Source organism: Pseudomonas sp. RIT411 (genome assembly GCF_003057735.2).
GTDB classification, from domain to species: domain Bacteria; phylum Pseudomonadota; class Gammaproteobacteria; order Pseudomonadales; family Pseudomonadaceae; genus Chryseomonas; species Chryseomonas oryzihabitans.
Window position 1 is genome coordinate 47,474 of sequence record NZ_QBIZ02000010.1, and the last position, 21,326, is coordinate 68,799.

At 67.2% G+C, this 21,326-nt stretch carries 17 protein-coding genes; 11 read left to right on the plus strand and 6 right to left on the minus strand.

Annotated elements, in window-relative coordinates:
* Positions 1-120: 120 nt before the first annotated feature.
* The 11 genes from gltB to DBY63_RS15205 all read left to right on the plus strand — a co-directional run bounded on the left by gltB (position 121) and on the right by DBY63_RS15205 (position 15,804).
* Positions 121-4,569 (plus strand): glutamate synthase large subunit, encoded by a 4,449-nt coding sequence (gene gltB / locus DBY63_RS15155; RefSeq protein ID WP_108582366.1) that lies wholly within the window; start codon positions 121-123, stop codon positions 4,567-4,569.
* A 91-nt stretch (positions 4,570-4,660) separates the two neighbouring features.
* The gene (locus DBY63_RS15160) at positions 4,661-6,079 is read left to right on the plus strand and encodes an FAD-dependent oxidoreductase (RefSeq protein ID WP_027598906.1); all 1,419 of its coding nucleotides are present in this window, start codon (positions 4,661-4,663) and stop codon (positions 6,077-6,079) included.
* A 190-nt stretch (positions 6,080-6,269) separates the two neighbouring features.
* On the plus strand, positions 6,270-6,710 hold the full coding sequence (gene cynS, locus DBY63_RS15165) for a cyanase (RefSeq protein ID WP_108582367.1): 441 nt from the start codon (positions 6,270-6,272) through the stop codon (positions 6,708-6,710).
* A 96-nt stretch (positions 6,711-6,806) separates the two neighbouring features.
* Positions 6,807-7,874 (plus strand): uroporphyrinogen decarboxylase, encoded by a 1,068-nt coding sequence (gene hemE, locus DBY63_RS15170; RefSeq protein ID WP_042136641.1) that lies wholly within the window; start codon positions 6,807-6,809, stop codon positions 7,872-7,874.
* 92 nt (positions 7,875-7,966) lie between these two features.
* Positions 7,967-8,980, plus strand: coding sequence for an Ldh family oxidoreductase (locus tag DBY63_RS15175; RefSeq protein ID WP_108582368.1), 1,014 nt, complete (start codon positions 7,967-7,969; stop codon positions 8,978-8,980).
* Between the two features lie 111 nt (positions 8,981-9,091).
* Complete coding sequence (locus DBY63_RS15180) at positions 9,092-10,615, plus strand: MFS transporter (protein ID WP_044341956.1); 1,524 nt, start codon at positions 9,092-9,094, stop codon at positions 10,613-10,615.
* Between the two features lie 191 nt (positions 10,616-10,806).
* Complete coding sequence (locus DBY63_RS15185) at positions 10,807-11,280, plus strand: RNA pyrophosphohydrolase (protein ID WP_007161635.1); 474 nt, start codon at positions 10,807-10,809, stop codon at positions 11,278-11,280.
* A 111-nt stretch (positions 11,281-11,391) separates the two neighbouring features.
* On the plus strand, positions 11,392-13,671 hold the full coding sequence (gene ptsP, locus DBY63_RS15190; protein ID WP_007161636.1) for a phosphoenolpyruvate--protein phosphotransferase: 2,280 nt from the start codon (positions 11,392-11,394) through the stop codon (positions 13,669-13,671).
* A gap of 76 nt (positions 13,672-13,747) precedes the next feature.
* The gene (locus DBY63_RS15195) at positions 13,748-14,530 is read left to right on the plus strand and encodes a sulfite exporter TauE/SafE family protein (RefSeq protein WP_077173118.1); all 783 of its coding nucleotides are present in this window, start codon (positions 13,748-13,750) and stop codon (positions 14,528-14,530) included.
* A 19-nt stretch (positions 14,531-14,549) separates the two neighbouring features.
* Positions 14,550-15,362: a prolipoprotein diacylglyceryl transferase gene (gene lgt / locus DBY63_RS15200; protein WP_017641011.1), complete on the plus strand. Its 813-nt coding sequence runs from the start codon at positions 14,550-14,552 to the stop codon at positions 15,360-15,362.
* 85 nt (positions 15,363-15,447) lie between these two features.
* Positions 15,448-15,804 carry a hypothetical protein gene (locus DBY63_RS15205; protein ID WP_027598899.1) on the plus strand — a complete coding sequence of 119 codons (357 nt, stop codon included), beginning with the start codon at positions 15,448-15,450 and terminating at the stop codon, positions 15,802-15,804.
* 23 nt (positions 15,805-15,827) lie between these two features.
* Here the strand turns inward: DBY63_RS15205 and DBY63_RS15210 are convergent, their stop codons facing one another.
* The 6 genes from DBY63_RS15210 to DBY63_RS15235 form a co-directional block, all read right to left on the minus strand.
* A complete protein-coding gene (locus DBY63_RS15210; RefSeq protein WP_007161640.1) occupies positions 15,828-16,079 on the minus strand; it encodes a YfhL family 4Fe-4S dicluster ferredoxin in 252 nt (83 codons plus the stop codon).
* A gap of 99 nt (positions 16,080-16,178) precedes the next feature.
* Entirely contained in the window at positions 16,179-16,664 is a 486-nt protein-coding gene (coaD, locus tag DBY63_RS15215) for a pantetheine-phosphate adenylyltransferase (RefSeq protein ID WP_007161641.1), read from the minus strand.
* Between the two features lie 99 nt (positions 16,665-16,763).
* Positions 16,764-17,768: a hydrolase gene (locus DBY63_RS15220; RefSeq protein ID WP_108582369.1), complete on the minus strand. Its 1,005-nt coding sequence runs from the start codon at positions 17,766-17,768 to the stop codon at positions 16,764-16,766.
* Positions 17,765-18,334 (minus strand): 16S rRNA (guanine(966)-N(2))-methyltransferase RsmD, encoded by a 570-nt coding sequence (gene rsmD, locus DBY63_RS15225; RefSeq protein ID WP_108582370.1) that lies wholly within the window; start codon positions 18,332-18,334, stop codon positions 17,765-17,767. The genes DBY63_RS15220 and rsmD overlap by 4 nt, the downstream gene beginning before the upstream one ends.
* A gap of 1 nt (position 18,335) precedes the next feature.
* Complete coding sequence (locus DBY63_RS15230) at positions 18,336-19,775, minus strand: pitrilysin family protein (RefSeq protein ID WP_027602917.1); 1,440 nt, start codon at positions 19,773-19,775, stop codon at positions 18,336-18,338.
* Positions 19,772-21,133 carry a pitrilysin family protein gene (locus DBY63_RS15235; protein WP_108582371.1) on the minus strand — a complete coding sequence of 454 codons (1,362 nt, stop codon included), beginning with the start codon at positions 21,131-21,133 and terminating at the stop codon, positions 19,772-19,774. Before DBY63_RS15235 ends, DBY63_RS15230 begins: the two co-directional genes overlap by 4 nt.
* Positions 21,134-21,326: the final 193 nt, after the last annotated feature.

The following is a 21,326-nucleotide window of genomic DNA, read 5'->3' on the forward strand; positions in this document are numbered from 1 at the left end:
GTGTTTGTCGTAAGCGATTTTTTCGCTACACTGGTCAGCCTTTGACTGTCCGAAAAAAGTTCAAATAAGCGGACCGTTTTGTGATGCCTTCGCAATAACCTGATTGCCGGTGAGAGCGCTATGAAAGCAGGCCTGTTCAATCCCGATAGCTTCAAGGACAACTGCGGCTTCGGCCTGATCGCCCATATGCAGGGCGAGCCCAGCCACGACCTGCTGGAAACGGCCATCGAAGCCCTGACCTGCATGACCCACCGGGGCGGTATCAACGCGGACGGCAAGACCGGCGACGGTTGCGGTCTGCTCATGCAGAAGCCGGACGCCTTCCTGCGCGCCATCGCCCAGGAGCAATTCGGCGCCGAGTTGCCCGAGCAGTACGCCGCGGGCGTGGTGTTCTTCAACCAGGACGAGGCCCGCGCCGAACAGGCCCGCGCCAACATGAACCTGGAGATCGAGGCCGCCGGCCTGACCCTGGTCGGCTGGCGCAAGGTGCCCATCGACACCTCGGTGCTGGGCGAACTGGCCCTGGCCCGCCTGCCGCGCATCGAGCAGGTATTCGTCGCCGGTCCCGGTCTCGACGACCAGCAGTTCGGGGTCAAGCTGTTCTCCGCGCGCCGCCGTTCCTCGGTGCGCAATGCCGAGGACGCCGAGCACTACATCTGCAGCCTGTCGTCGCGGGTCATCGTCTACAAGGGCCTGATGATGCCGGCGGATCTCGCCGCCTTCTATCCGGACCTCGGCGATCCGCGCTTGGCGACCGCCATCTGCGTGTTCCACCAGCGCTTCTCCACCAACACCCTGCCGAAGTGGCCGCTGGCGCAGCCCTTCCGCTACCTCGCCCACAACGGCGAGATCAACACCATCACCGGCAACCGCAACTGGGCCCAGGCGCGGCGCACCAAGTTCGTCAACGAACTGATTCCGGACCTCGACCAGCTCGGTCCGCTGGTCAACCGCGTCGGTTCCGATTCCTCCAGCATGGACAACATGCTGGAGCTGCTGGTGACCGGCGGCATGGACCTGTTCCGCGCCGTGCGCATGATCATTCCGCCGGCCTGGCAGAACGTCGAGACCATGGACGCCGATCTGCGCGCCTTCTACGAATTCAACTCCATGCACATGGAGCCCTGGGACGGTCCGGCCGGGGTGGTGCTGACCGAAGGCCGCTACGCGGTCTGTCTGCTCGACCGCAACGGCCTGCGCCCGGCGCGCTGGGTGACCACCAAGAACGGCTACATCACCCTGGCTTCGGAAGTCGGCGTCTGGAACTACCAGCCCGACGACGTCATCGCCAAGGGTCGGGTCGGCCCGGGCCAGATCCTCGCCGTGGACACCGAGACCGGCGAGGTGCTGCAGACCGACGACATCGACAATCGCCTCAAGGCGCGCCATCCCTACAAGCAGTGGCTGCGCAAGAACGCCATGCGCATCCAGGCGACCCTGGACGACAACGATCACGGTTCGGCCTTCTACGACCAGGATCAGCTGCGCCAGTACATGAAGATGTTCCAGGTCACCTTCGAGGAGCGTGACCAGGTCTTGCGCCCGCTGGGCGAGCAGGGCCAGGAAGCCGTGGGCTCGATGGGCGACGATACGCCCATGGCGGTGCTGTCGCGGCGCATCCGTTCGCCCTACGACTATTTCCGCCAGCAATTCGCCCAGGTCACCAACCCGCCGATCGACCCGTTGCGCGAGTCCATCGTCACGTCCCTGGAGACCTGCCTGGGCGCCGAGCGCAACGTCTTCGAGGAAACCGCCGAGCACGCCGATCGCGCCATCCTGAGCAGCCCGGTGGTTTCGCCGGCCAAGTGGCGGACCATCCTCAACATGCCCAAGCCCGGCTTCGAGCATGTCAAGATCGACCTCAACTATCCCGAGTCCATGGGGCTCGAGGCGGCGCTGCGCAACATCGTCGAGCAGGCCGAGGAGGCCGTGCGCGCCGGCAAGGTATTGCTGGTGCTGACCGACCGCCACATCGAGCCGGGCAAGCTGCCGGTGCACGCGGTGCTGGCCACCGGCGCCGTGCACCACCACCTGGTCAACCTGGGCCTGCGCACCAGCAGCAACATCCTGGTGGAGACCGCAACCGCCCGCGATCCGCACCACTTCGCCGTGCTGCTGGGCTTTGGTGCGACCGCGGTCTATCCGTTCCTGGCCTACGAGGTGCTGGGCGATCTGATCCGCACCGGCGAGGTGCTGGGCGATCTCTACGAGGTGTTCAAGTACTACCGCAAGGGCATCACCAAGGGCCTGCTCAAGGTGATCTCCAAGATGGGCATCTCCACCGTCGCCTCCTATCGCGGCGCACAGCTGTTCGAGGCCGTGGGGCTGGCGGACGAGGTCACCGACCTCTGCTTCCCCGGCGTTACCAGCCGCATCAAGGGTGCGCGCTTCGTCGACCTGGAAGCCGAGCAGAAGCTGCTGGCCGGCGAAGCCTGGAACAACCGCAAGCCGATCCAGCCGGGTGGCCTGCTCAAGTTCGTCTATGGCGGCGAGTACCACGCCTACAACCCGGACGTGGTCAATCTGTTGCAGGCCGCCGTGCAACAGGGCGACTACGCCAAGTTCCGCGAATACACCGCGCTGGTGGACCAGCGTCCGGTGGCCATGATCCGCGACCTGCTCAAGGTCAAGACCAGCGACCAGCCCCTGGCCCTGGAAGAGGTCGAGCCGCTGGCCAACATCTTCACCCGCTTCGACGCTGCCGGCATCTCCCTGGGCGCCCTGTCGCCGGAGGCCCACGAGGCCCTGGCCGAGGCCATGAACCGCCTGGGCGGGCGCTCCAACTCCGGCGAGGGTGGCGAGGATCCGGCGCGCTACGGCACCATCAAGAGCTCCAAGATCAAGCAGGTGGCCACCGGCCGCTTCGGCGTCACCCCCGAGTACCTGGTCAACGCCGAGGTCTTGCAGATCAAGGTGGCGCAGGGCGCCAAGCCGGGCGAGGGCGGCCAGCTGCCGGGCGGCAAGGTCAACGGCCTGATCGCCAAGCTGCGCTATGCGGTGCCCGGCGTGACCCTGATCTCGCCGCCGCCGCACCACGACATCTATTCCATCGAAGACCTGTCGCAGCTGATCTTCGACCTCAAGCAGGTCAACCCCAAGGCGCTGGTGTCGGTCAAGCTGGTCTCCGAGCCCGGGGTGGGTACGGTGGCCGCCGGTGTGGCCAAGGCCTATGCCGACCTTATCACCATCTCCGGCTACGACGGCGGTACCGGCGCTTCGCCGGTAACCTCCATCAAGTACGCCGGCTCGCCCTGGGAGCTGGGCCTGGCCGAGGCGCACCAGACGTTGCGCGGCAACGATCTGCGCGGCAAGGTGCGGGTGCAGACCGACGGCGGCCTGAAGACCGGTCTGGACGTGATCAAGGCGGCCATCCTCGGCGCCGAGAGCTTCGGCTTCGGCACCGCGCCGATGATCGCCCTGGGCTGCAAGTACCTGCGCATCTGCCACCTGAACAACTGCGCTACCGGCGTCGCCACCCAGAACGACCGGCTGCGCAAGGAACACTTCATCGGCACGGTGGAGATGGTGATGAATTTCTTCACCTTCATCGCCGAGGAAACCCGCGAGTGGCTGGCCAGGCTGGGCGTGCGCAGCCTGGGCGAGCTGATCGGCCGTACCGACCTGCTGGAAATCCTGCCGGGCGAGACCGCCAAGCAGCAGCACCTGGATCTCACCCCGCTGCTGGGAAGCGATCACATTCCGGCCGAGAAGCCGCAATACTGCCAGGTGGAAAAGAACCCGCCGTTCGACCAGGGTCTGCTGGCCGAGGAAATGGTGCGTCTGTCGCTGCGAGGGATCGAAAAGCTCGAAGGCGGTGAGTTCAGCCTGAGCATCGGCAACTGCGACCGCTCCATCGGCGCCCGGGTCTCCGGCGAGATCGCCCGACGCCACGGCAACCAGGGCATGGTCAAGGCGCCGCTGACCTTCCGCTTCAAGGGCACCGCCGGCCAGAGCTTCGGCGTCTGGAACGCCGGCGGCCTGCATCTGTATCTGGAAGGCGACGCCAACGACTACGTGGGCAAGGGCATGACCGGCGGCAAGCTGGTCATCACCCCGCCCCAGGGCGCGGGCTTCAGGAGCCAGGAATCGGCCATCATCGGCAACACCTGCCTCTATGGCGCCACCGGTGGCAAGCTGTTCGCCGCCGGCACCGCCGGTGAGCGCTTCGGGGTGCGCAACTCCGGGGCCCACACCGTGGTGGAAGGCACCGGCGACCACTGCTGCGAATACATGACCGGCGGCTTCGTCTGCGTCCTGGGCAAGACCGGCTACAACTTCGGCTCGGGCATGACCGGCGGCTTCGCCTATGTGCTGGACCTGGACAACGGCTTCTATGACCGGGTCAACCACGAGCTGGTGGAAATCCAGCGCATCAACAGCGAAGCCATGGAAGCCTATCGCAGCCACCTGGAAGGGGTGCTGGCCGAATACGTACGCGAGACCGGCAGTGCCTGGGGCAGCCATCTCCATGAAAACCTGGACGACTACCTGCGCAAGTTCTGGCTGGTGAAGCCCAAGGCCGCAAGCCTGGCGTCGCTGCTGGTCAGCACCCGCGCCCGTCCGGAATAACGACTTCGATGCCGGCTCCCCAGGGCGCCGGTTTCACCGTGATAGCTCGTGGCGCCCGGCAGAAAAGGGCGTCGCTTCAAGAGGTTTGGAAATGGCTGAACGTCTGAACAACGACTTCCAGTTCATCGAGGTCGGTCGCAAGGATCCGAAGAAGAAGCTGCTGCGCCAGCGCAAGAAGGAATTCGTCGAGATCCACGATCCCTTCAAGCCCCAGCAGGCTGCCGAGCAGGCGCACCGCTGCCTGGGTTGCGGCAACCCCTATTGCGAATGGAAGTGCCCGGTGCACAACTTCATTCCCAACTGGCTCAAGCTGGTGTCCGAAGGCAACATCCTGGCGGCGGCGGAGCTGTCGCACCAGACCAACACCCTGCCCGAAGTCTGTGGCCGGGTCTGCCCGCAGGATCGCCTCTGCGAGGGTGCCTGTACCCTCAACGACGGTTTCGGCGCGGTGACCATCGGTTCGGTGGAGAAGTACATCACCGACACCGCCTTCGCCATGGGCTGGCGCCCGGACATGTCCAAGGTCAAGCCGACCGGCAAGCGCGTCGCCGTCATCGGTGCCGGTCCGGCCGGCCTGGGTTGTGCCGACATCCTGGTGCGCAATGGCGTGACCCCGGTGGTGTTCGACAAGCACCCCGAGATCGGCGGCCTGCTGACCTTCGGCATTCCCGAGTTCAAGCTGGAAAAGACCGTGCTCAGCCGCCGTCGCGAGGTCTTCGGCGGGATGGGCGTGGAGTTCCGCCTCAATACCGAGGTGGGCAAGGACGTGACCATGGACCAACTGCTCGAGGAATTCGATGCGGTCTTCCTGGGCATGGGCACCTACACCTACATGAAGGGCGGCTTCCCCGGCGAAGACCTGCCGGGCGTGCATGACGCCCTGGATTTCCTGGTGGCCAACGTCAACCGCAACCTGGGCTTCGAAAAGGATGCGGCCGACTTCGTCGACATGAAGGGCAAGCGCGTGGTGGTCCTGGGGGGTGGTGACACCGCCATGGACTGCAACCGCACCTCCATTCGCCAGGGCGCCAAGAGCGTGACCTGCGCCTACCGTCGCGACGCCGCCAACATGCCGGGCTCGCGCAAGGAAGTGAAGAATGCCAAGGAAGAGGGCGTGAAGTTCCTCTTCAACCGCCAGCCCATCGCCATCATCGGCGAAGACCGGGTGGAAGGCGTCAAGGTGGTGGAGACCCGCCTGGGCGAGCCCGATGCCCGCGGTCGCCGCAGTCCCGAGCCGATCCCCGGTTCCGAGGAGATCCTGCCGGCGGATGCGGTGGTCATCGCCTTCGGTTTCCGGCCGAGCCCGGCGCCCTGGTTCGAGCAATTCGGCATCGACCTCGACAGCCAGGGCCGCGTGGTCGCGCCGGGGCTGCACGAGTTCAAGCACCAGACCAGCAACCCGAAGATCTTTGCCGGTGGCGACATGGTGCGCGGCTCCGACCTGGTGGTGACCGCCATCTTCGAAGGTCGCAACGCCGCCGAGGGCATCCTCGACTACCTGGGCGTCTAATACCCGACGGCTGGACAAGAGCCGACCGGCGCTGAGCCGGTCGGCTTTTTTCTTGGGCGTCATCCAGGGGCAGGGCTGCGTTCTGGTGCAGTGATGGCAGGTAAGTGAGCTGCGGAGCCTGTGCCAGAGCGCTTTCTGCGTCTGGCACAGGGTCTGCAAAGATCCCGGTTCTCTCCTGCGAGGTACTGCCATGAACAAGCCCGAAATGACCGCCGCCATTCTCGCCGCCAAGCAGCGCCTGGGCCTGAGCTGGGCGGCGATCGCCGCCAGCCTGGAAATGTCGCGGGTCTGGACCACCTCCGCCTGCCTGGGCATGAACAGCATGGCGCCGGCGGTGGCGGAACGCCTGTGCCAGGTGCTGGAATTGCCGGCCGAGGTGTCCCTGGCGCTGCAAGCCTGCCCGCACAAGCAGTGGGACAAGGCCGTGCCCACCGATCCGCTGATCTATCGCTTCTACGAGATGATCAATGTCTACGGCGATACCATCAAAACCCTGATCCATGAAGAGTTCGGTGACGGCATCATGAGTGCCATCGACTTCAGCATGGACATCTCGCGGGTGGCCGATCCCAAGGGCGACCGGGTGCAGATCGTGCTCAACGGCAAGTTCCTGCCCTACAAGAGCTGGTAAGCCGATCGGTGCGATAGACAAAAGGCACGCCCCGGTGCCGTGCCTTTTGCCAGCCGCTTTGCGACAATGCCGGCACTTTTGCTGCCGGATGTCACCATGACTGCCCTGAAGAACGACCGTTTCCTGCGTGCCCTGCTCAAGCAGCCGGTGGATGTCACCCCGGTGTGGATGATGCGCCAGGCCGGACGCTATCTGCCCGAGTACCGCGCCAGCCGGGCGCGTGCCGGGGACTTCATGAGTCTGTGCAAGAACCCGCAATTCGCCTGCGAGGTGACCCTGCAGCCGCTGGAGCGCTATCCGCTGGATGCCGCCATCCTCTTTTCCGACATCCTCACCATCCCCGACGCCATGGGGCAGGGCCTCTACTTCGAGACCGGCGAGGGTCCGCGCTTTCGCAAGGTGATCGACACCCCGGCCGACATCGAGGCGCTGCCGATACCCGATGCCGAATCCGACCTGGGCTACGTCATGGACGCCGTGCGCACCATCCGCACGGCGCTGGACGGGCGGGTACCCCTGATCGGCTTTTCCGGCAGCCCCTGGACCCTGGCCACCTACATGATCGAAGGCGGCTCCAGCAAGGATTTCCGCAAGGCCAAGGCCATGCTCTACGACACCCCCGAGGCCCTGCACCTGCTGCTGGACAAGCTGGCCCAGGCGGTCACCGCCTACCTCAACGGCCAGATCCGCGCCGGCGCCCAGGCGGTGCAGATCTTCGATACCTGGGGAGGCAACCTGTCCGCCGCGGCCTACCAGGAATTTTCCCTGGCCTACATGCGCAAGATCGTCGCCGGGCTGATCCGCGAGCATGAAGGACGCCGGGTGCCGGTGATCCTCTTCACCAAGAATGGCGGTCTCTGGCTGGAAAGCCTGGCCGACAGCGGCGCCGAGGCCCTGGGCCTGGACTGGACCTGCGACATCGGCGAAGCCCGTCGGCGGGTCGGCAGCAAGGTCGCCCTGCAGGGCAACATGGACCCCAGCGTGCTCTACGCCAAGCCGGCGGCCATCCGCGCCGAGGTGGGGCGCATCCTGGAAAGCTATGGCCAGGGCAGCGGCCACGTCTTCAACCTCGGCCACGGCATCACCCCCGAGGTGGATCCGGCCCATGCCGGTGCCTTCATCGAAGCCGTGCACGAGTTGTCGGGGCGCTACCACCAGGGCTGATTGTGCCGGGATCGGCACGACCGATCCCAAGTCGAGCGAGCGGGTCGTGGCCGGTTGCGGCATAGTCGGGGTTTTCCCGATGGAGCGCCGCCATGGCCCAGATGACCCCGGAAGACCTGCAGCACCTGGCCGAAGAGGTGCTCGCGGCCCAAGGTTTCAGTCAGCCGCAGGGCGCGGCCATCGCCGCCATGATGGTCGCCGGCCAGCGTGACGACTGCGCCTCCCACGGCATCTATCGGCTGCTGGGCATCGTCAAGACGCTCAAGGCCGGCAAGGTGGTGCCCGATGCCGAGCCGACGGTAGAGGACGTGGCTCCGGCCATCGTCCGGGTCGATGCGGGTGGCGGCTTCTCCCCGCTGGCCTTCGAGACGGGGCTGCCCCTGCTCGATGCCAAGGCGCGCAGCTGTGGCCTGGCAGCCCTGGCGATCAACAACTGCGTGCACTTCTCGGCGCTCTGGGTGGAGATGGAAGCCCTTACCGCCAGGGGCCTGGTGGCCCTGGCCTGCAATCCGACCCAGGCCTATGTCGCCCCGGCCGGTGGTCGTCGCCCGCTGTTCGGTACCAATCCCCTGGCCTTCGGCTGGCCGCGGCCCGAGGGTCCGCCCTTCGTCTTCGATTTCGCCACCAGCGCCGTGGCCCGCGGCGAAATCGAATTGCATCGTCGCGCAGGCAAGGCCCTGCCCGAGGGCTGGGGGGTGGATGCCGAGGGCGCGCCCAGCAACGATGCCCGCACCGTGCTGGAGGAGGGCGCCATGCTCACCTTTGGCGGTCACAAGGGCTCGGCGCTGGCGGCCATGATCGAATTGCTCGCCGGTCCGCTGATCGGCGATCTCACCAGTCCGGAGTCTTCCGCGGTCGACGCTGGTGCCGGCGGGCTGCCCTATCACGGCGAACTCATCCTGGCCTTCGATCCCCAGCGCTTTCTCGGCGCCGCGGTAGCCGACTACCAGCAGCGCGCCGAGCAGCTGTTCGCCGGCATCGAAGCCCAGGGCGCCCGCCTGCCGTCGCAGCGTCGTTACCAGGCACGAGAACGCAATACCACCCGTGGCTGGTTGGAGGTGCCCGACGAACTCCTGGCCGACGTCCGGGCGCTGCTGCCCGGCTGAGCCAGGACGCGATCCGCATCACTTCGAAGAGGCTGCGCCAACGCAGTCTCTGAACCCCGCCCCGGACGCAGGGTCCACGACTGGCCCCCTTAGTGCCAGCCTTGGGTCTTCATGTACGCCGACGACACCGATCGCCCCCATCATCGCGGCCTGTTGCTGCTGAGCATCACCCTGATGGTGCTGGTGTACTTTCTCGACAATTTGTCGATCGCCCTGGCCAACCGCTATGTCTATGGCGGCCTGGGTATCGACCAGCGCAGCTACACCCTGGCCACCGCCTGCTACAGCGCCGCGGTCATCGTCACCAGCGCCCCGCACCAGTGGTTCGCCCAGCGCCTGGGCTATCGCAACCTGATCTTCGCCGCCGTCGGCATCCACCTGGTCGGCCAGGTGTGCTGCCTGGTGGCTACCGATCTGCCGACCTTCATCGTCGGGCGGGCGCTGATGGGGGCCGGTGCCGCCACCTTCTTTGCCGGGGCGCGGGTGCTGGTGCAGATGTATTTTTCCGGTCCGCAGTTGCCGACCGGGATTCGCGCCTTCGCCTCGGGCGTGCCCCTGGGTGGTGCGCTGGCCTCCTTCACCACCGCGGAGCTGCTGGAAGGTCACCAGTGGCGCGCCATCTTCATGGTGCCGGCGCTGGCCTGCGCGCTGGTGGCCGTCTGCGTCTGGCTGTCGCTGCCGCGGCGCTCCCATCCGCTGCAGAATTCCGGGGCGCCCTCGCTGCTGTCCATGGTGCTGCTGACGGTGGGCAGTCTGCTGCTGACCACCACCACCCAGCGCCTGGCCTTCGACTTCTTCAGCGATGGCCTGTGGCTGGCCGTGGAGCTGCTGGTGGGAGCGGCCATCCTCGGACTCTATGTCTACTACGAGCGCGGCCTGGCGCGACCGACCCTGGACTTCAAGCACGCCATCACCCCGGGCTTTCTCGCCGGCATGCTGTTCATGATGCTCAACTACTTCCTGCTCGGCGCCTACAACTTCATCATCCCCCAATACGTGGTCAACGGTCTGCAACTGCCGGTCTATACCGCCGGGGGCGTCATGGCGCTGGGCTGGCTGTGCGGCCTGGCGCCGCTGCTGATGATCACCTCGGTGCGGTTGCGCGAGCGCTTTCCCTGGGGCGGCTTTCGCAAGTACCTGGTGGCGGGTTACCTGCTGCTGGCCGGCTACGGCTTCTGGATGGTGCGCCAGCATGCCGACGTGCCCCTCTACCAGCAGCTGGTGCCTGGGCTAATGATGCATGGCACCTACCTGATCGGCACCTTCGCGGTGATCATCATGTACACCTTCATGCGCGTCGAGCCGGCCTATTTCAGCCAGGCCTACCAGATCAAGAACATGACCCAGCAACTGGTCATGCCCATGGGCATCGTGCTGTCCAACGTCTTCCTGCAGTGGCGCGACGCCTTCCATGCCTCGGTGCTCAGCGCCGCGGTCACTCCCTATGCCCAGACCTACCAGGCCTATGGCGAGCGTTATCGCCTGGCCACCGGTGCCGACAGCGCCCTGGCGCAGATCTCCAGTCTGGTCACCCGCCAGAGCCAGGTGCTGGGCTATCTCGACTATTTCTGGCTGGTCGGCTGGATCGGTCTGGCACTGGCCCTCTACATGGCCGTGCAACGGCATTTTCGCTAGGGCGCGACGTTTGCCGGCCCTTAAGCCGACGTTCAGCTAGCGTTCACCATAATGCGGGCTTTTGCAGGCGGCGGCAGGTGCCGGACGCCTGCGCCGGTCGGCCGCGCCTCAGTCGGTCCGGAGCTTGCATTGCTGGGCTGTCGGGCTTTGTGGAACAATGCGGGCAACGACATTTTTCAAGGGTGGCAGCCGTGATCGACGCTGATGGTTTTCGCCCCAACGTCGGCATCATTCTCGCCAACGATGCCGGCCAGGTACTGTGGGCCCGCCGCATCAATCAGGATGCCTGGCAGTTCCCCCAGGGTGGAATAGACGACCGGGAAACGCCCGAAGAGGCGCTGTACCGGGAGCTGAACGAAGAAGTGGGGCTGAGCCCCGATGACGTCCGTATCCTGGCCTGTACCCGGGGCTGGTTGCGCTACCGTCTGCCGCAGCGCATGGTGCGTACCCACAGCCGTCCGCTGTGCATCGGCCAGAAGCAGAAGTGGTTTCTGCTGCGGCTGACCGCGGAAGAGCAGCGGGTGCGGATGGATGTGACCGGCAAGCCGGAATTCGATGGCTGGCGCTGGGTAAGCTACTGGTATCCGCTGGGCCAGGTGGTGACCTTCAAGCGAGAGGTCTATCGGCGGGCGCTCAAGGAGTTGGCACCCCGCTTGCTGGCCTGATTACCGGTTCGGCCGGTGCGAAAGAGGTGAGGAGAAGCTGTGGTCATGCAGGATGAACGACACGTGATGCACGCCGGCGGCTCCGCCGGACGTCGGCTGCGGAGGCGCTAGATGCTTGCAGTTCTGCGCAAGATCGTCCAGGAGGTCAATGCCGCCAAGGATCTGGGGTCGGCACTGTCCATCATCGTGCAGCGTGTCCGCGCGGCCATGCAGTCGCAGGTCTGCTCCGTCTATCTGCTGGATCCCGACACCAACCGTTTCGTGCTCATGGCCACCGAAGGCCTCAACAAGAGGTCCATCGGCCGGGTCAGCATGGCCCCCAACGAGGGCCTGGTCGGCCTGGTCGGCACCCGCGAAGAGCCGCTCAATCTCGAAGACGCCGCCAGTCACCCGCGCTTTCGCTATTTTGCCGAGACCGGTGAGGAGCGCTATGCGTCTTTCCTCGGTGCACCCATCATCCACCACCGCCGGGTCATGGGGGTGCTGGTGGTGCAGCAGAAGGAACGCCGTCAGTTCGACGAAGGCGAGGAAGCCTTCCTGGTCACCATGAGCGCCCAGCTCGCCGGGGTGATCGCCCATGCCGAGGCCACCGGGACCATCCGTGGTCTGGACCGGCAGGGTCGCGGCATCCAAGAGGCCCGTTTCGTCGGCATCCCCGGTTCGCCCGGGGTCGGCGTCGGCAAGGCGGTGGTGGTCCTGCCGCCCGCGGATCTGGAGGTGGTCCCGGACAAGACCGTGACCGACATCGACGCCGAGCTGCAACTGTTCCGCTCGGCGCTCGAAGGCGTGCGGGCGGACATGAAGGCGCTGTCCAAGCGGCTGTCCACCCAGTTGCGCAAGGAAGAGCAGGCGCTGTTCGACGTCTACCTGATGATGCTCGACGACGCCGCCCTCGGTAACGAGGTGACCACCATCATCAAGAGCGGCCAGTGGGCCCAGGGCGCCCTGCGCCAGGTGGTGATGGAGCACGTCCAGCGCTTCGAACTCATGGACGACGCCTATCTGCGCGAGCGCGCCGCCGACGTGCGTGACCTCGGGCGCCGCTTGCTGGCCTATCTGCAGCAGGCCCACCAGGCCTGCCTGATCTACCCGGAAAACACCATTCTGGTCAGCGAGGAGCTCTCGCCGGCCATGCTCGGCGAGGTGCCCGAGGGGCGCCTGGTCGGCCTGATCTCGGTACTCGGCTCGGGCAACTCCCACGTCGCCATCCTGGCGCGCGCCATGGGCGTGCCGACCGTGATGGGCGCGGTGGACCTGCCGTATTCCAAGGTGGACGGCATCGACCTCATCGTCGACGGCTACCACGGCGAGATCTTCACCAATCCGTCGCCGACGCTGATCAAGCAGTATGGCGACGTGGTGGAAGAGGAGCGCCAGCTGACCCAGGGCCTCGACGCCCTGCGCAGCCTGCCCTGCGAGACCCTCGACGGTCACCGCATGCCGCTGTGGGTCAACACCGGCCTGATGGCCGACGTGGCCCGCGCCCAGCAGCGTGGCGCCGAAGGGGTCGGGCTGTATCGCACCGAAGTGCCCTTCATGGTCAACGAGCGCTTTCCCAGCGAGAAGGAACAGCTCTCCATCTACCGCGAGCAGCTGGCCGCCTTCCATCCGGCGCCGGTGACCATGCGTACCCTGGACGTCGGTGGCGACAAGGCGCTGTCCTATTTCCCGATCAAGGAAGACAACCCCTTCCTGGGCTGGCGCGGCATCCGCGTCACCCTGGATCATCCGGAAATCTTCCTGGTGCAGACCCGCGCCATGCTCAAGGCCAGCGAAGGCCTGAACAACCTGCGCATCATGCTGCCGATGATTTCCGGCGTGCACGAGGTGGAGGAGTCCCAGCATCTCCTGCACCGCGCCTGGTGCGAGGTGCGTGACGAAGGCGTCGACATCCCCATGCCGCCGGTGGGGGTCATGGTCGAGGTGCCCTCGGCGGTCTACCAGGCCCGCGACCTGGCGCGCCAGGTGGATTTCATCTCGGTGGGCTCCAACGACCTGACCCAGTACCTGCTGGCGGTGGATCGCAACAACCCGCGGGTGGCCGATCTCTACGACTACTTCCACCCGGCGGTGCTGCAGGCGCTGCAACAGGTGGTCGATGGTGCCCACGCCGAAGGGGTGCCGGTGAGCATCTGCGGCGAGATGGCCGGGGATCCGGCGGCGGCGGTGCTGCTCATGGGCATGGGCTTCGACACCCTGTCGATGAACGCCACCAACCTGCCCAAGGTGAAGTGGCTGCTGCGCCAGGTCACCCTGGAAAAGGCCCGCGAGCTGGTGCAGCAGATGCGCCAGATCGACAACCCCCAGGTCATCCACAGCGCCCTGCATCTGGCCTTGCGCAATCTCGGACTGGGTCGGGTGATCAACCCGGCTGCCAGCGTCCAGAGCTGAGCGTGCCCGGCGGGAAGGCCGCTTCCCGCCGGGCAGGCAGCGGCGTACCATGCCGCCTCCTGCGCCCGAGGTGATGATGGATCTCTTGCTCTTCCTGGTGCTCGGCGTCTGCGCCGGGCTGCTGGCCGGTCTGTTCGGGGTCGGCGGCGGCCTGATCATCGTGCCGGTGCTGGTCTACAGCTTTACCGCCCAGGGCCTCGATCCGGACATCCTCACCCACCTGGCGGTGGGTACCTCGTTGGCCACCATCGTCTTCACCTCGCTCAATTCCGTCTGGGCCCACCACCGACTCGGCGCCGTGCGCTGGCGGCTGTTCGCCTGGATGGCCCTGGGCATCGTTTTCGGCAGCGCCCTGGGCGCCCTGACCGCCGCCGCCATCCACGGCCCGCTGCTGCAGAAGATCATCGGCACCTTCGCCATCCTCATCGCCATCCAGCTGGCGCTGGACCTGCGCCCCAGGGCCCAGGCCAGCGAACCCGGCAAGCCTGCGCTGACGGTGGCCGGGGTGGTGATCGGCTGGGCCTCGGCCATCTTCGGCATCGGCGGCGGCTCGCTCACCGTACCCTTCCTGATCTGGCGCAGCCTGAGCATGCAGCAGGCGGTGGCCACCTCGGCGGCCTGCGGCCTGCCCATTGCCCTGTCCGGGGCGCTGTCCTTCATCCTGGTCGGCTGGCAGGAGCCGGGCCTGCCCGCCTGGAGTCTGGGCTATGTCTATCTGCCGGCCTTGCTGGGTATCGCCCTGACCAGCATGTTCTCGGCCCGTTTCGGTGCGCGGCTGGCCCATCGCCTGTCGCCCCGGCTGCTCAAGCGCCTGTTTGCCCTGTTGCTGTTCGGCGTCGGTCTCAACTTCTTACTCTGATCCCTTTCAAGGAGGCACCATGCTGCCGTATCCGCAAATAGACCCGGTGGCCCTGTCGCTGGGGCCGCTGAAGATCCACTGGTACGGCCTCATGTACCTGGTGGGGATCGGTGGCGCCTGGTGGCTGGCCAAGCGGCGACTCAATCGCTTCGATCCGCGCTGGACCAGCGAGACCCTGTCCGATCTGGTGTTCTGGGTGGCGCTGGGGGTCATCGCCGGCGGGCGACTCGGCTACGTGCTGTTCTACAACCTGGCGGAATACATCGCCAATCCAACGCTGATCTTCGAGGTCTGGAAGGGCGGCATGTCCTTCCACGGCGGCCTGCTCGGGGTGATCCTGGCGGTCTGGTGGTTCGGCAAGCGCCACAACAAGGGCTTCTTCGAACTGATGGACTTCATTGCGCCGCTGGTCCCCATCGGTCTCGGTGCCGGCCGCATCGGCAACTTCATCAACGCCGAACTCTGGGGCAAGCCCACCGACGTGCCCTGGGCGATGATCTTTCCGCCCTACAGCGATCCGGCCCAGCTGCCGCGCCATCCCTCGCAGCTCTATCAGTTCGCCCTGGAAGGGGTGGCGCTGTTCGTGATCCTCTGGCTCTACTCGCGCAAGCCGCGGCCGACCATGGCCGTGTCCGGCCTGTTCGTGCTCTGCTACGGCATCTTCCGCTTCATCGTCGAATTCGTGCGGGTGCCCGACGCCCAGCTCGGCTATCTGGCCTGGGGCTGGCTGACCATGGGGCAGGTGCTCTGCGTGCCCATGGTGCTCGGCGGCATCGCGCTGATGGTCTATGCCCATCGCCGCGCGCCGCAGCCGGTCGTCCGAGCCGAATGACGTCTGAGGCCCGCCCGCATGACAAGTGCGGGCGGGCTGTTATAGTTCAGGGACCACCATCACAACCGCGCAAGGGATCAGCCGTATGAATCCGTTCCGTAGCCTGGCTGCCGTGCTGGCGCTGGCCCTGACGATGCAGGTCTTGCCGGCGCAGGCGCAGCAGGCTCAGGGTGAAGTCACCGAATATCAGACCGCCGACCAGGCGTTCGGTGAAGCCCAGGCACCCGCTGCCTTTTCCATGATCGGCGACCTGCTGATCGCGCGGCCGCTGCTGATCGCCGCGACCGTGATCGGTGCGGGGGCTTTCGTGGTCAGTCTGCCGTTCACCGCCGCCGGCGGTAACATCGGCAAGGCCGGCAAGGCGCTGGTGGTCGAGCCGGGCAAGGCGGCCTTCGTGCGCTGCCTGGGCTGTACCCAGAGCGGGTACGGGCGTACCGAATAGGCCCTGGCGCCGGGCCTGGCCGCTCAGGCCTGGCCGCTGATCTTCAGATACTTGTCGTGCAGCTGCTCCTTGGTCTCGACATGGTTCTCGTCGAGGGGGATGCAGTCCACCGGGCAGACCTGCTGGCACTGGGGTTCGTCGTAGTGGCCCACGCACTCGGTGCACAGGTTCGGATCGATCACGTAGATCTCCGCACCCTGGGAGATGGCGCCGTTCGGGCACTCGGGCTCGCACACGTCGCAGTTGATGCAATCGTCGGTAATGATGAGGGACATCGTCGGCTCCACGCTGCGCGAACGCGCAGCGATCCAAAAGTCAGGCGCGCATTTTGCCCCATCCGCGCGCCGGCTGCACCCGACAGTCCTTGGGGTTAATCAGCTGGCCGGGGCAAAACGCTCCAGCAGCGCCTGATGCACGGTGGGATGGACGAACTTGGTCACGTCGCCGCCGAGCGCCGCGATCTCCCGCACCAGGGTGGAAGACAGGTAGGAGTAGTGTTCCGACGGGGTCAGGAACATGCTTTCCGCCTGGGGCGCCAGCACCCGGTTCATGTTGGCCAGCTGGAATTCGAATTCGAAATCCGACACCGCGCGCAGGCCGCGCAGGATGATGGTCGCCTTCTGCTGCTCCACCAGGGTGGCCAGCAGGCAGCTGAAGCCGATCACCTCGACATTGGGCAGGTGCGCGGTCACCGCCTTGGCCAGCTCGACCCGGCGCTCCAGCGGAAACAGCGGATTCTTCTTGGGGCTGGCCGCCACCGCCACCACGACTTCGTCGAACAGCCGCGAGGCGCGCTCCACCAGGTCGCCATGGCCCTTGGTGATGGGGTCGAAGGTGCCGGGGTATAGCACTCGGTTCATGACGCTGTCCTGGGGGCGAAGCTGTTGGGGCTTGGATGGTAGCTCAGGGGCGGAGTGAGGCCAAGGCGACAGCCGCCGGGATCGCCGACCCGTGGGCGTTTATCGGCCGGATGGCGCTGCCCGCTGGCTGACCAGCCAGTCGGGGATGCGTCTTTCCAGGTAGTAGTCCGGATCGTGGAAGGGGCCGCCGACGAAGCCGACATGGCCGCCATGGGGCAGGCGCTCGAACAGGGTGTCGGGCGCCAGTTCGGCGCGGGCGGGCAGGGCGTCGGTGCCGATGAAGGGGTCGTCCTCGGCCTGGATCAGCAGCGTGGGGATGCGGATACCCCCAAGGTAGTAGCGGCTGGAGGCCTGGCGGTAGTAGTCCCGGGCATCGCGAAAGCCGTGCAGGGGCGCGGTGTAGCGATCGTCGAAGTCCCAGAAGGTCTTGAGTCCCTCGGGCGGCCCCAGGCGCGCGAGGATCTCGTGCTGTTCGGGGTGAAGGTCGCGGTCGAACAGCGCCTGCTTGTCGCGCACATAGCGCGCCAGTTCGCGGATGAAGTGCCGCTGATAGATGCGCGAGAAGCCGATGCCGATGCGATCGGCGCAGAGATCCAGGCGAAAGGGTACCGAGACCGCAGCGGCCGCCTGCAGGCCGCTGTGCTCGCCGCGCTCGCCCAGGTACTTGAGCAGCACGTTACCGCCCAAGGAAAAGCCCACGCCATACAGTGGCGCGTCCGGACGACTGGTTTGCAGATGGCGCACCACCGCGGCCAGGTCTTCGCTGACGCCGGAGTGATAGCCACGCGGCAGGCGGTTGGGTTCGCCGGAGCAGCCGCGCCAGTTGAGGCCGACGCTGGCCCAGCCGCGGGCGGCCAGGGCGAATTGCAGGCCGAGCACATAGTGGGAGCCGGAGCTGCCGGTCAGGCCGTGGGCGATCAAGACCAGGGGCGCCCGCGGATCCTCGGCGTGGTACCAGTCCAGATCGAGGAAGTCGCCGTCCTCCAGCCACAGTCGTTCCCGCGGCCGGGTGATGGGCGGCAGGCGGCGCCACAGCGAGCCCCAGAGGGTCTGCAGGTGCGGGCCGGGCAGCCAGCGCGCCGGCTTGAAGGGCGCGCTGGTCACGCCTGGCGGTGCCAGAGGGCGTAGTGGACGTTGCCGGTCTTCTTCTCGCGGTGCAGTTGCCAGGTCGCGGGCAGGGTCAGGCGTGAGGGCTGGGTCTCGCTCTCGGTGTAGATCCAGGCGTCCGGTGCCAGCCAGCCCTGGGTTTCCAGGGCTGCGCAGGCCGGCTCCAGCAGCTCCTTGCCAAAGGGCGGATCGAGAAACACCAGGTCGAAGGGCGCTTCCGCCGGCTTAACCAGGGCCTGCAGGGCGTCGGTCTGGCGCACCTCGGCCTGGGCGCAGCCCAGGGTCTGCAGATGGCCGCGCAGGGCAGTGGCGGCCTGGGCATTGAGGTCGAAGGCCAGCGCCTGGCCGGCGCCGCGGGAGAGGGCTTCCAGCAGCAGCGCGCCGCTGCCGGCGAAGGGGTCCAGCACCCGCGCGCCCGGGGTGACGGCGGCCAGCCAGTTGAACAGGGTCTCGCGAACCCGATCCGGGGTGGGCCTCAGGCCCAGGGCATCGGGAAAGGCGAAGCGCCGGCTGCGCCATTCGCCACCGATGATGCGCAGTTGGTTGGCGGTCTTCTGGGCCATGCTAGTGCTCCGGAACGCCGCTGGGCGGCAGGTTGGGAAGAGGGCGGGGGGGCGGCAGCGGCTGCTGGGCGACCCGCGGGCCGGCGCTGACCACGACGAAGCGCTCGGGATCGAGGTGGCGCTGCAGGGCCGCATGCACCTGTTCCACCGTCAGGCGGCGGACCTGCTGGAGGAAGTCGTCCAGGTAGCTGCTGGGCAGGTCGTAGAAGCCGATGTTGCCCAGCTGGGCGACGATGGCGCCGTTGCTGGCGTTGGCCAGCGGGAAGCTGCCTTCGATCTGTCGCTTGGCGCGGTCCAGTTCGGCCTGGGTGGGACCCTGGGCCAGGTAGTCGCGCAGCAGGTCGCGGACCAGCGCCAGGGTGGCATCGCCCAGTTCGGCGCGGGTCTGCAGGCCGATGGTGAAGGGACCCGGCTGACGCATGGGGGTGAAGCCCGAGCTGACGCCGTAGGTGAGACCGCGGCGTTCGCGCAATTCGGTCATCAGTCGACTGCCGAAACCGCCACCGCCGAGGATCTGGTTGCCGACGAAGAGGGCGGCATAGTCGGGATCGCGGCGGGTGATGCCGAGCTGACCGAGTAGCAGGCGGGTCTGCTGGGCCGGGACCTCCAGTTGCACCCGCGCCGGCGCGGCGGGAGCCGGCACGGGCAGCGGCGGCAGGGCCGGACCGCGGGGCAGGGCGCGCGACAGCTGGGCGGCGATCTGCTCGGCGCGGGTCCGATCCAGATCGCCGGTAAGGGCGATCACGGCATTGCCGGCGGCATAGGCGCGGGCATGGAAGGCCCGGAGGCTGGCCGCGTCCAGGCGGGCCAGGCCAGCGGCCGTGCCCCGCGGCGAATGGGCATAGGGATGGTCGCCGTAGAGGCGTTCCTGCAGTGCCTCACCCGCCAGGTTCGCCGGTTCGCGACGGCTGGCGGCGATCAGCGTCAGCAGCTGGTCGCGGATGCGCTGGATGGCCTCGGCGGGAAAGGTCGGGCGACCTACCACGTCGGCCAGCAGCGCCAGGGCCGGTTCGCTGTGGGCCGGATCGGCGAGGGTGCGCAGGCCGGCCACCGCCTGGTCACGATAGGCGCCGTTGCTGAAGTCGGCGCCCAGGCGCTCGAAGCCATCGGCGATGGCGCCGGCATCGCGTCCCGGGGTGCCTTCGTTGAGCAGGCCGTTGGTCAGCATGGCCAGGCCCGGGGTGGCGCCATCCTGGCTGCTGCCGGCGGCAAAGATCAGGCGCACGTCGAACATCGGCAATTCCGGCGCCGGCACGAACAGCACCTGGGCGCCCTCGGCGGTGCGCCAGCGCTGGATGTCCAGCTGGCGCCCCAGGGGCGGCGCGTCCTTGAGCGTCTTGAGACTGTCCACGGCCGGATAGGCGCGCGCCAGATCGCCGACCGGGGTAGGGGACTGGCAGCCCGCGAGCAGGCACAGCGACAGCCAGAGCAGCGGCTTCATGGACGATTCTCCGCGGTGGCTGCGGGCTCGAGCTGGGCCAGGGTCAGGCGCTCGCGGGTGAAGTAGGTGCGGGCCACCCGGCGCAGGTCGTCGGGGGTGACCCGGCCCAGTTCGTCGAGCAGCCGATCCCCCTGGCGCCAGCCGAGGCCGACGCTTTCCAGCTGGCCGATGCTGCTGGCCTGGGCGGTGATGGAGTCGCGGCCATAGACCAGCCCGGCCACCAGCAGGGCGCGGACCCGGGCCAGTTCCTCGGTGCTGGGCGGCTCGCGCTTGAGCAGCTCCAGTTGCGCCCAGAAGGCCGCTTCCAGCTGATCGAGGGTCTTGCCGCGCGGGGTGTTGGGGGTGCCGCTGAGCAGGAAGAGGCTGTCACCACGGGTGTAGGCGCCATAGGCGGCGCGCACGCTGCTGGCCACTTCCGCGCCGCGTTCGAGACGGCTGGGCAGGCGCGCCCCCGAACCGCCGCTGAGCAGGGCGGCCAGCAATTGCAGCGCATAGGCATCGCGCGGCTGGGCAGCGGTGGCCAGGCTGGGCACGTTGAAGCCCATCAGCAGGCTGGGCAGTTCGCGGGCCTGCAGGGCCAGGCGCCGCTCGCCCGGCGCCGGCAGTTCCAGCGGCCGCCGCGGCGCGGGCAGGTCGCTGCGGGGAATGCCGCCGAACCAGCGCTGCACCTCGGCGCGGATTGCCTGGGGTTCGACATCGCCGACCACCACCAGGGTGGCGTTGTTGGGTGCGTACCAGGTCTGGTACCAGCGACGCAGGTCGTCCACACCGAGGCGCTGCAGATCCTGGGGCCAGCCGATGGTGGGGTTGCGGTAGCCGCTGGCCGGGTAGGCGGCGGCCTTGAAGCGCTCGAAGGACAGCGCCTCGGGCCGGTCATCGGTGCGCAGCCGGCGTTCTTCCTTGATGACTTCCAGCTCGCGGGTGACTTCGTCCGGTTCCAGGCGCAGGTGCTGCATGCGATCGGCTTCCAGCTCCAGGGCCACGGGCAGGCGATCGCGGGCGAGCAGCTGGTAATAGACGGTGTAGTCGTCGGTGGTGAAGGCGTTTTCCTCGGCGCCCAGGTCGCGCAGCAGGTGCGAGGCCTCGCCGGCACCGAGCTTGCGGCTGCCCTTGAACATCAGGTGTTCCAGGGCATGGGACAGGCCGGTCGCCCCGGGCGCCTCCAGGCTCGAACCCACGCGGTACCAGAGTTGCACCACGGCGACCGGCGCCCGGTGATCTTCGCGGACCACCAGCTTGAGGCCGTTGTCGAGGGTGAATTCCTCGGTGTTCTGCCGGCTGGTCGTGGCCAGGGTGAAGGTGGGGAGCAGGCTGAGCAGGACGACCAGGGCGGTCCGACGGGAGCGGGAGGCGGGCATCGCGAGAGCAGGCCTTGTAGCGCGGTAGGGGACGAAGCGGCTGCGTCCTGGGGACGGTCGCGCGTTTTTCGCCGACGGGGAGGTCTTCCGCCCGGCAGGCTGCTAGGATACGCATCCCTTTTCCCGACGGCCATGCCTGACGGTCGAGCCCCGCCTGGCGGAGCTCCCGCAGCCGGTTCGTCCGTTCGATACA

What these genes read in the sequence shown, in the direction of transcription:
- DBY63_RS15230 (WP_027602917.1), bottom strand. Translation starts at nt 19,775, where the DNA reads ATGAAGCCGCTGCTCTGGCTGTCGCTGTGCCTGCTCGCGGGCTGCCAG.
- DBY63_RS15160 (WP_027598906.1), top strand. Translation starts at nt 4,661, where the DNA reads ATGGCTGAACGTCTGAACAACGACTTCCAGTTCATCGAGGTCGGTCGC.
- DBY63_RS15195 (WP_077173118.1), top strand. Translation starts at nt 13,748, where the DNA reads ATGGATCTCTTGCTCTTCCTGGTGCTCGGCGTCTGCGCCGGGCTGCTG.
- gltB (WP_108582366.1), top strand. Translation starts at nt 121, where the DNA reads ATGAAAGCAGGCCTGTTCAATCCCGATAGCTTCAAGGACAACTGCGGC.
- rsmD (WP_108582370.1), bottom strand. Translation starts at nt 18,334, where the DNA reads ATGGCCCAGAAGACCGCCAACCAACTGCGCATCATCGGTGGCGAATGG.
- cynS (WP_108582367.1), top strand. Translation starts at nt 6,270, where the DNA reads ATGAACAAGCCCGAAATGACCGCCGCCATTCTCGCCGCCAAGCAGCGC.
- coaD (WP_007161641.1), bottom strand. Translation starts at nt 16,664, where the DNA reads ATGAACCGAGTGCTATACCCCGGCACCTTCGACCCCATCACCAAGGGC.
- DBY63_RS15205 (WP_027598899.1), top strand. Translation starts at nt 15,448, where the DNA reads ATGAATCCGTTCCGTAGCCTGGCTGCCGTGCTGGCGCTGGCCCTGACG.
- DBY63_RS15180 (WP_044341956.1), top strand. Translation starts at nt 9,092, where the DNA reads ATGTACGCCGACGACACCGATCGCCCCCATCATCGCGGCCTGTTGCTG.
- DBY63_RS15210 (WP_007161640.1), bottom strand. Translation starts at nt 16,079, where the DNA reads ATGTCCCTCATCATTACCGACGATTGCATCAACTGCGACGTGTGCGAG.
- lgt (WP_017641011.1), top strand. Translation starts at nt 14,550, where the DNA reads ATGCTGCCGTATCCGCAAATAGACCCGGTGGCCCTGTCGCTGGGGCCG.
- DBY63_RS15175 (WP_108582368.1), top strand. Translation starts at nt 7,967, where the DNA reads ATGGCCCAGATGACCCCGGAAGACCTGCAGCACCTGGCCGAAGAGGTG.
- hemE (WP_042136641.1), top strand. Translation starts at nt 6,807, where the DNA reads ATGACTGCCCTGAAGAACGACCGTTTCCTGCGTGCCCTGCTCAAGCAG.
- ptsP (WP_007161636.1), top strand. Translation starts at nt 11,392, where the DNA reads ATGCTTGCAGTTCTGCGCAAGATCGTCCAGGAGGTCAATGCCGCCAAG.
- DBY63_RS15235 (WP_108582371.1), bottom strand. Translation starts at nt 21,133, where the DNA reads ATGCCCGCCTCCCGCTCCCGTCGGACCGCCCTGGTCGTCCTGCTCAGC.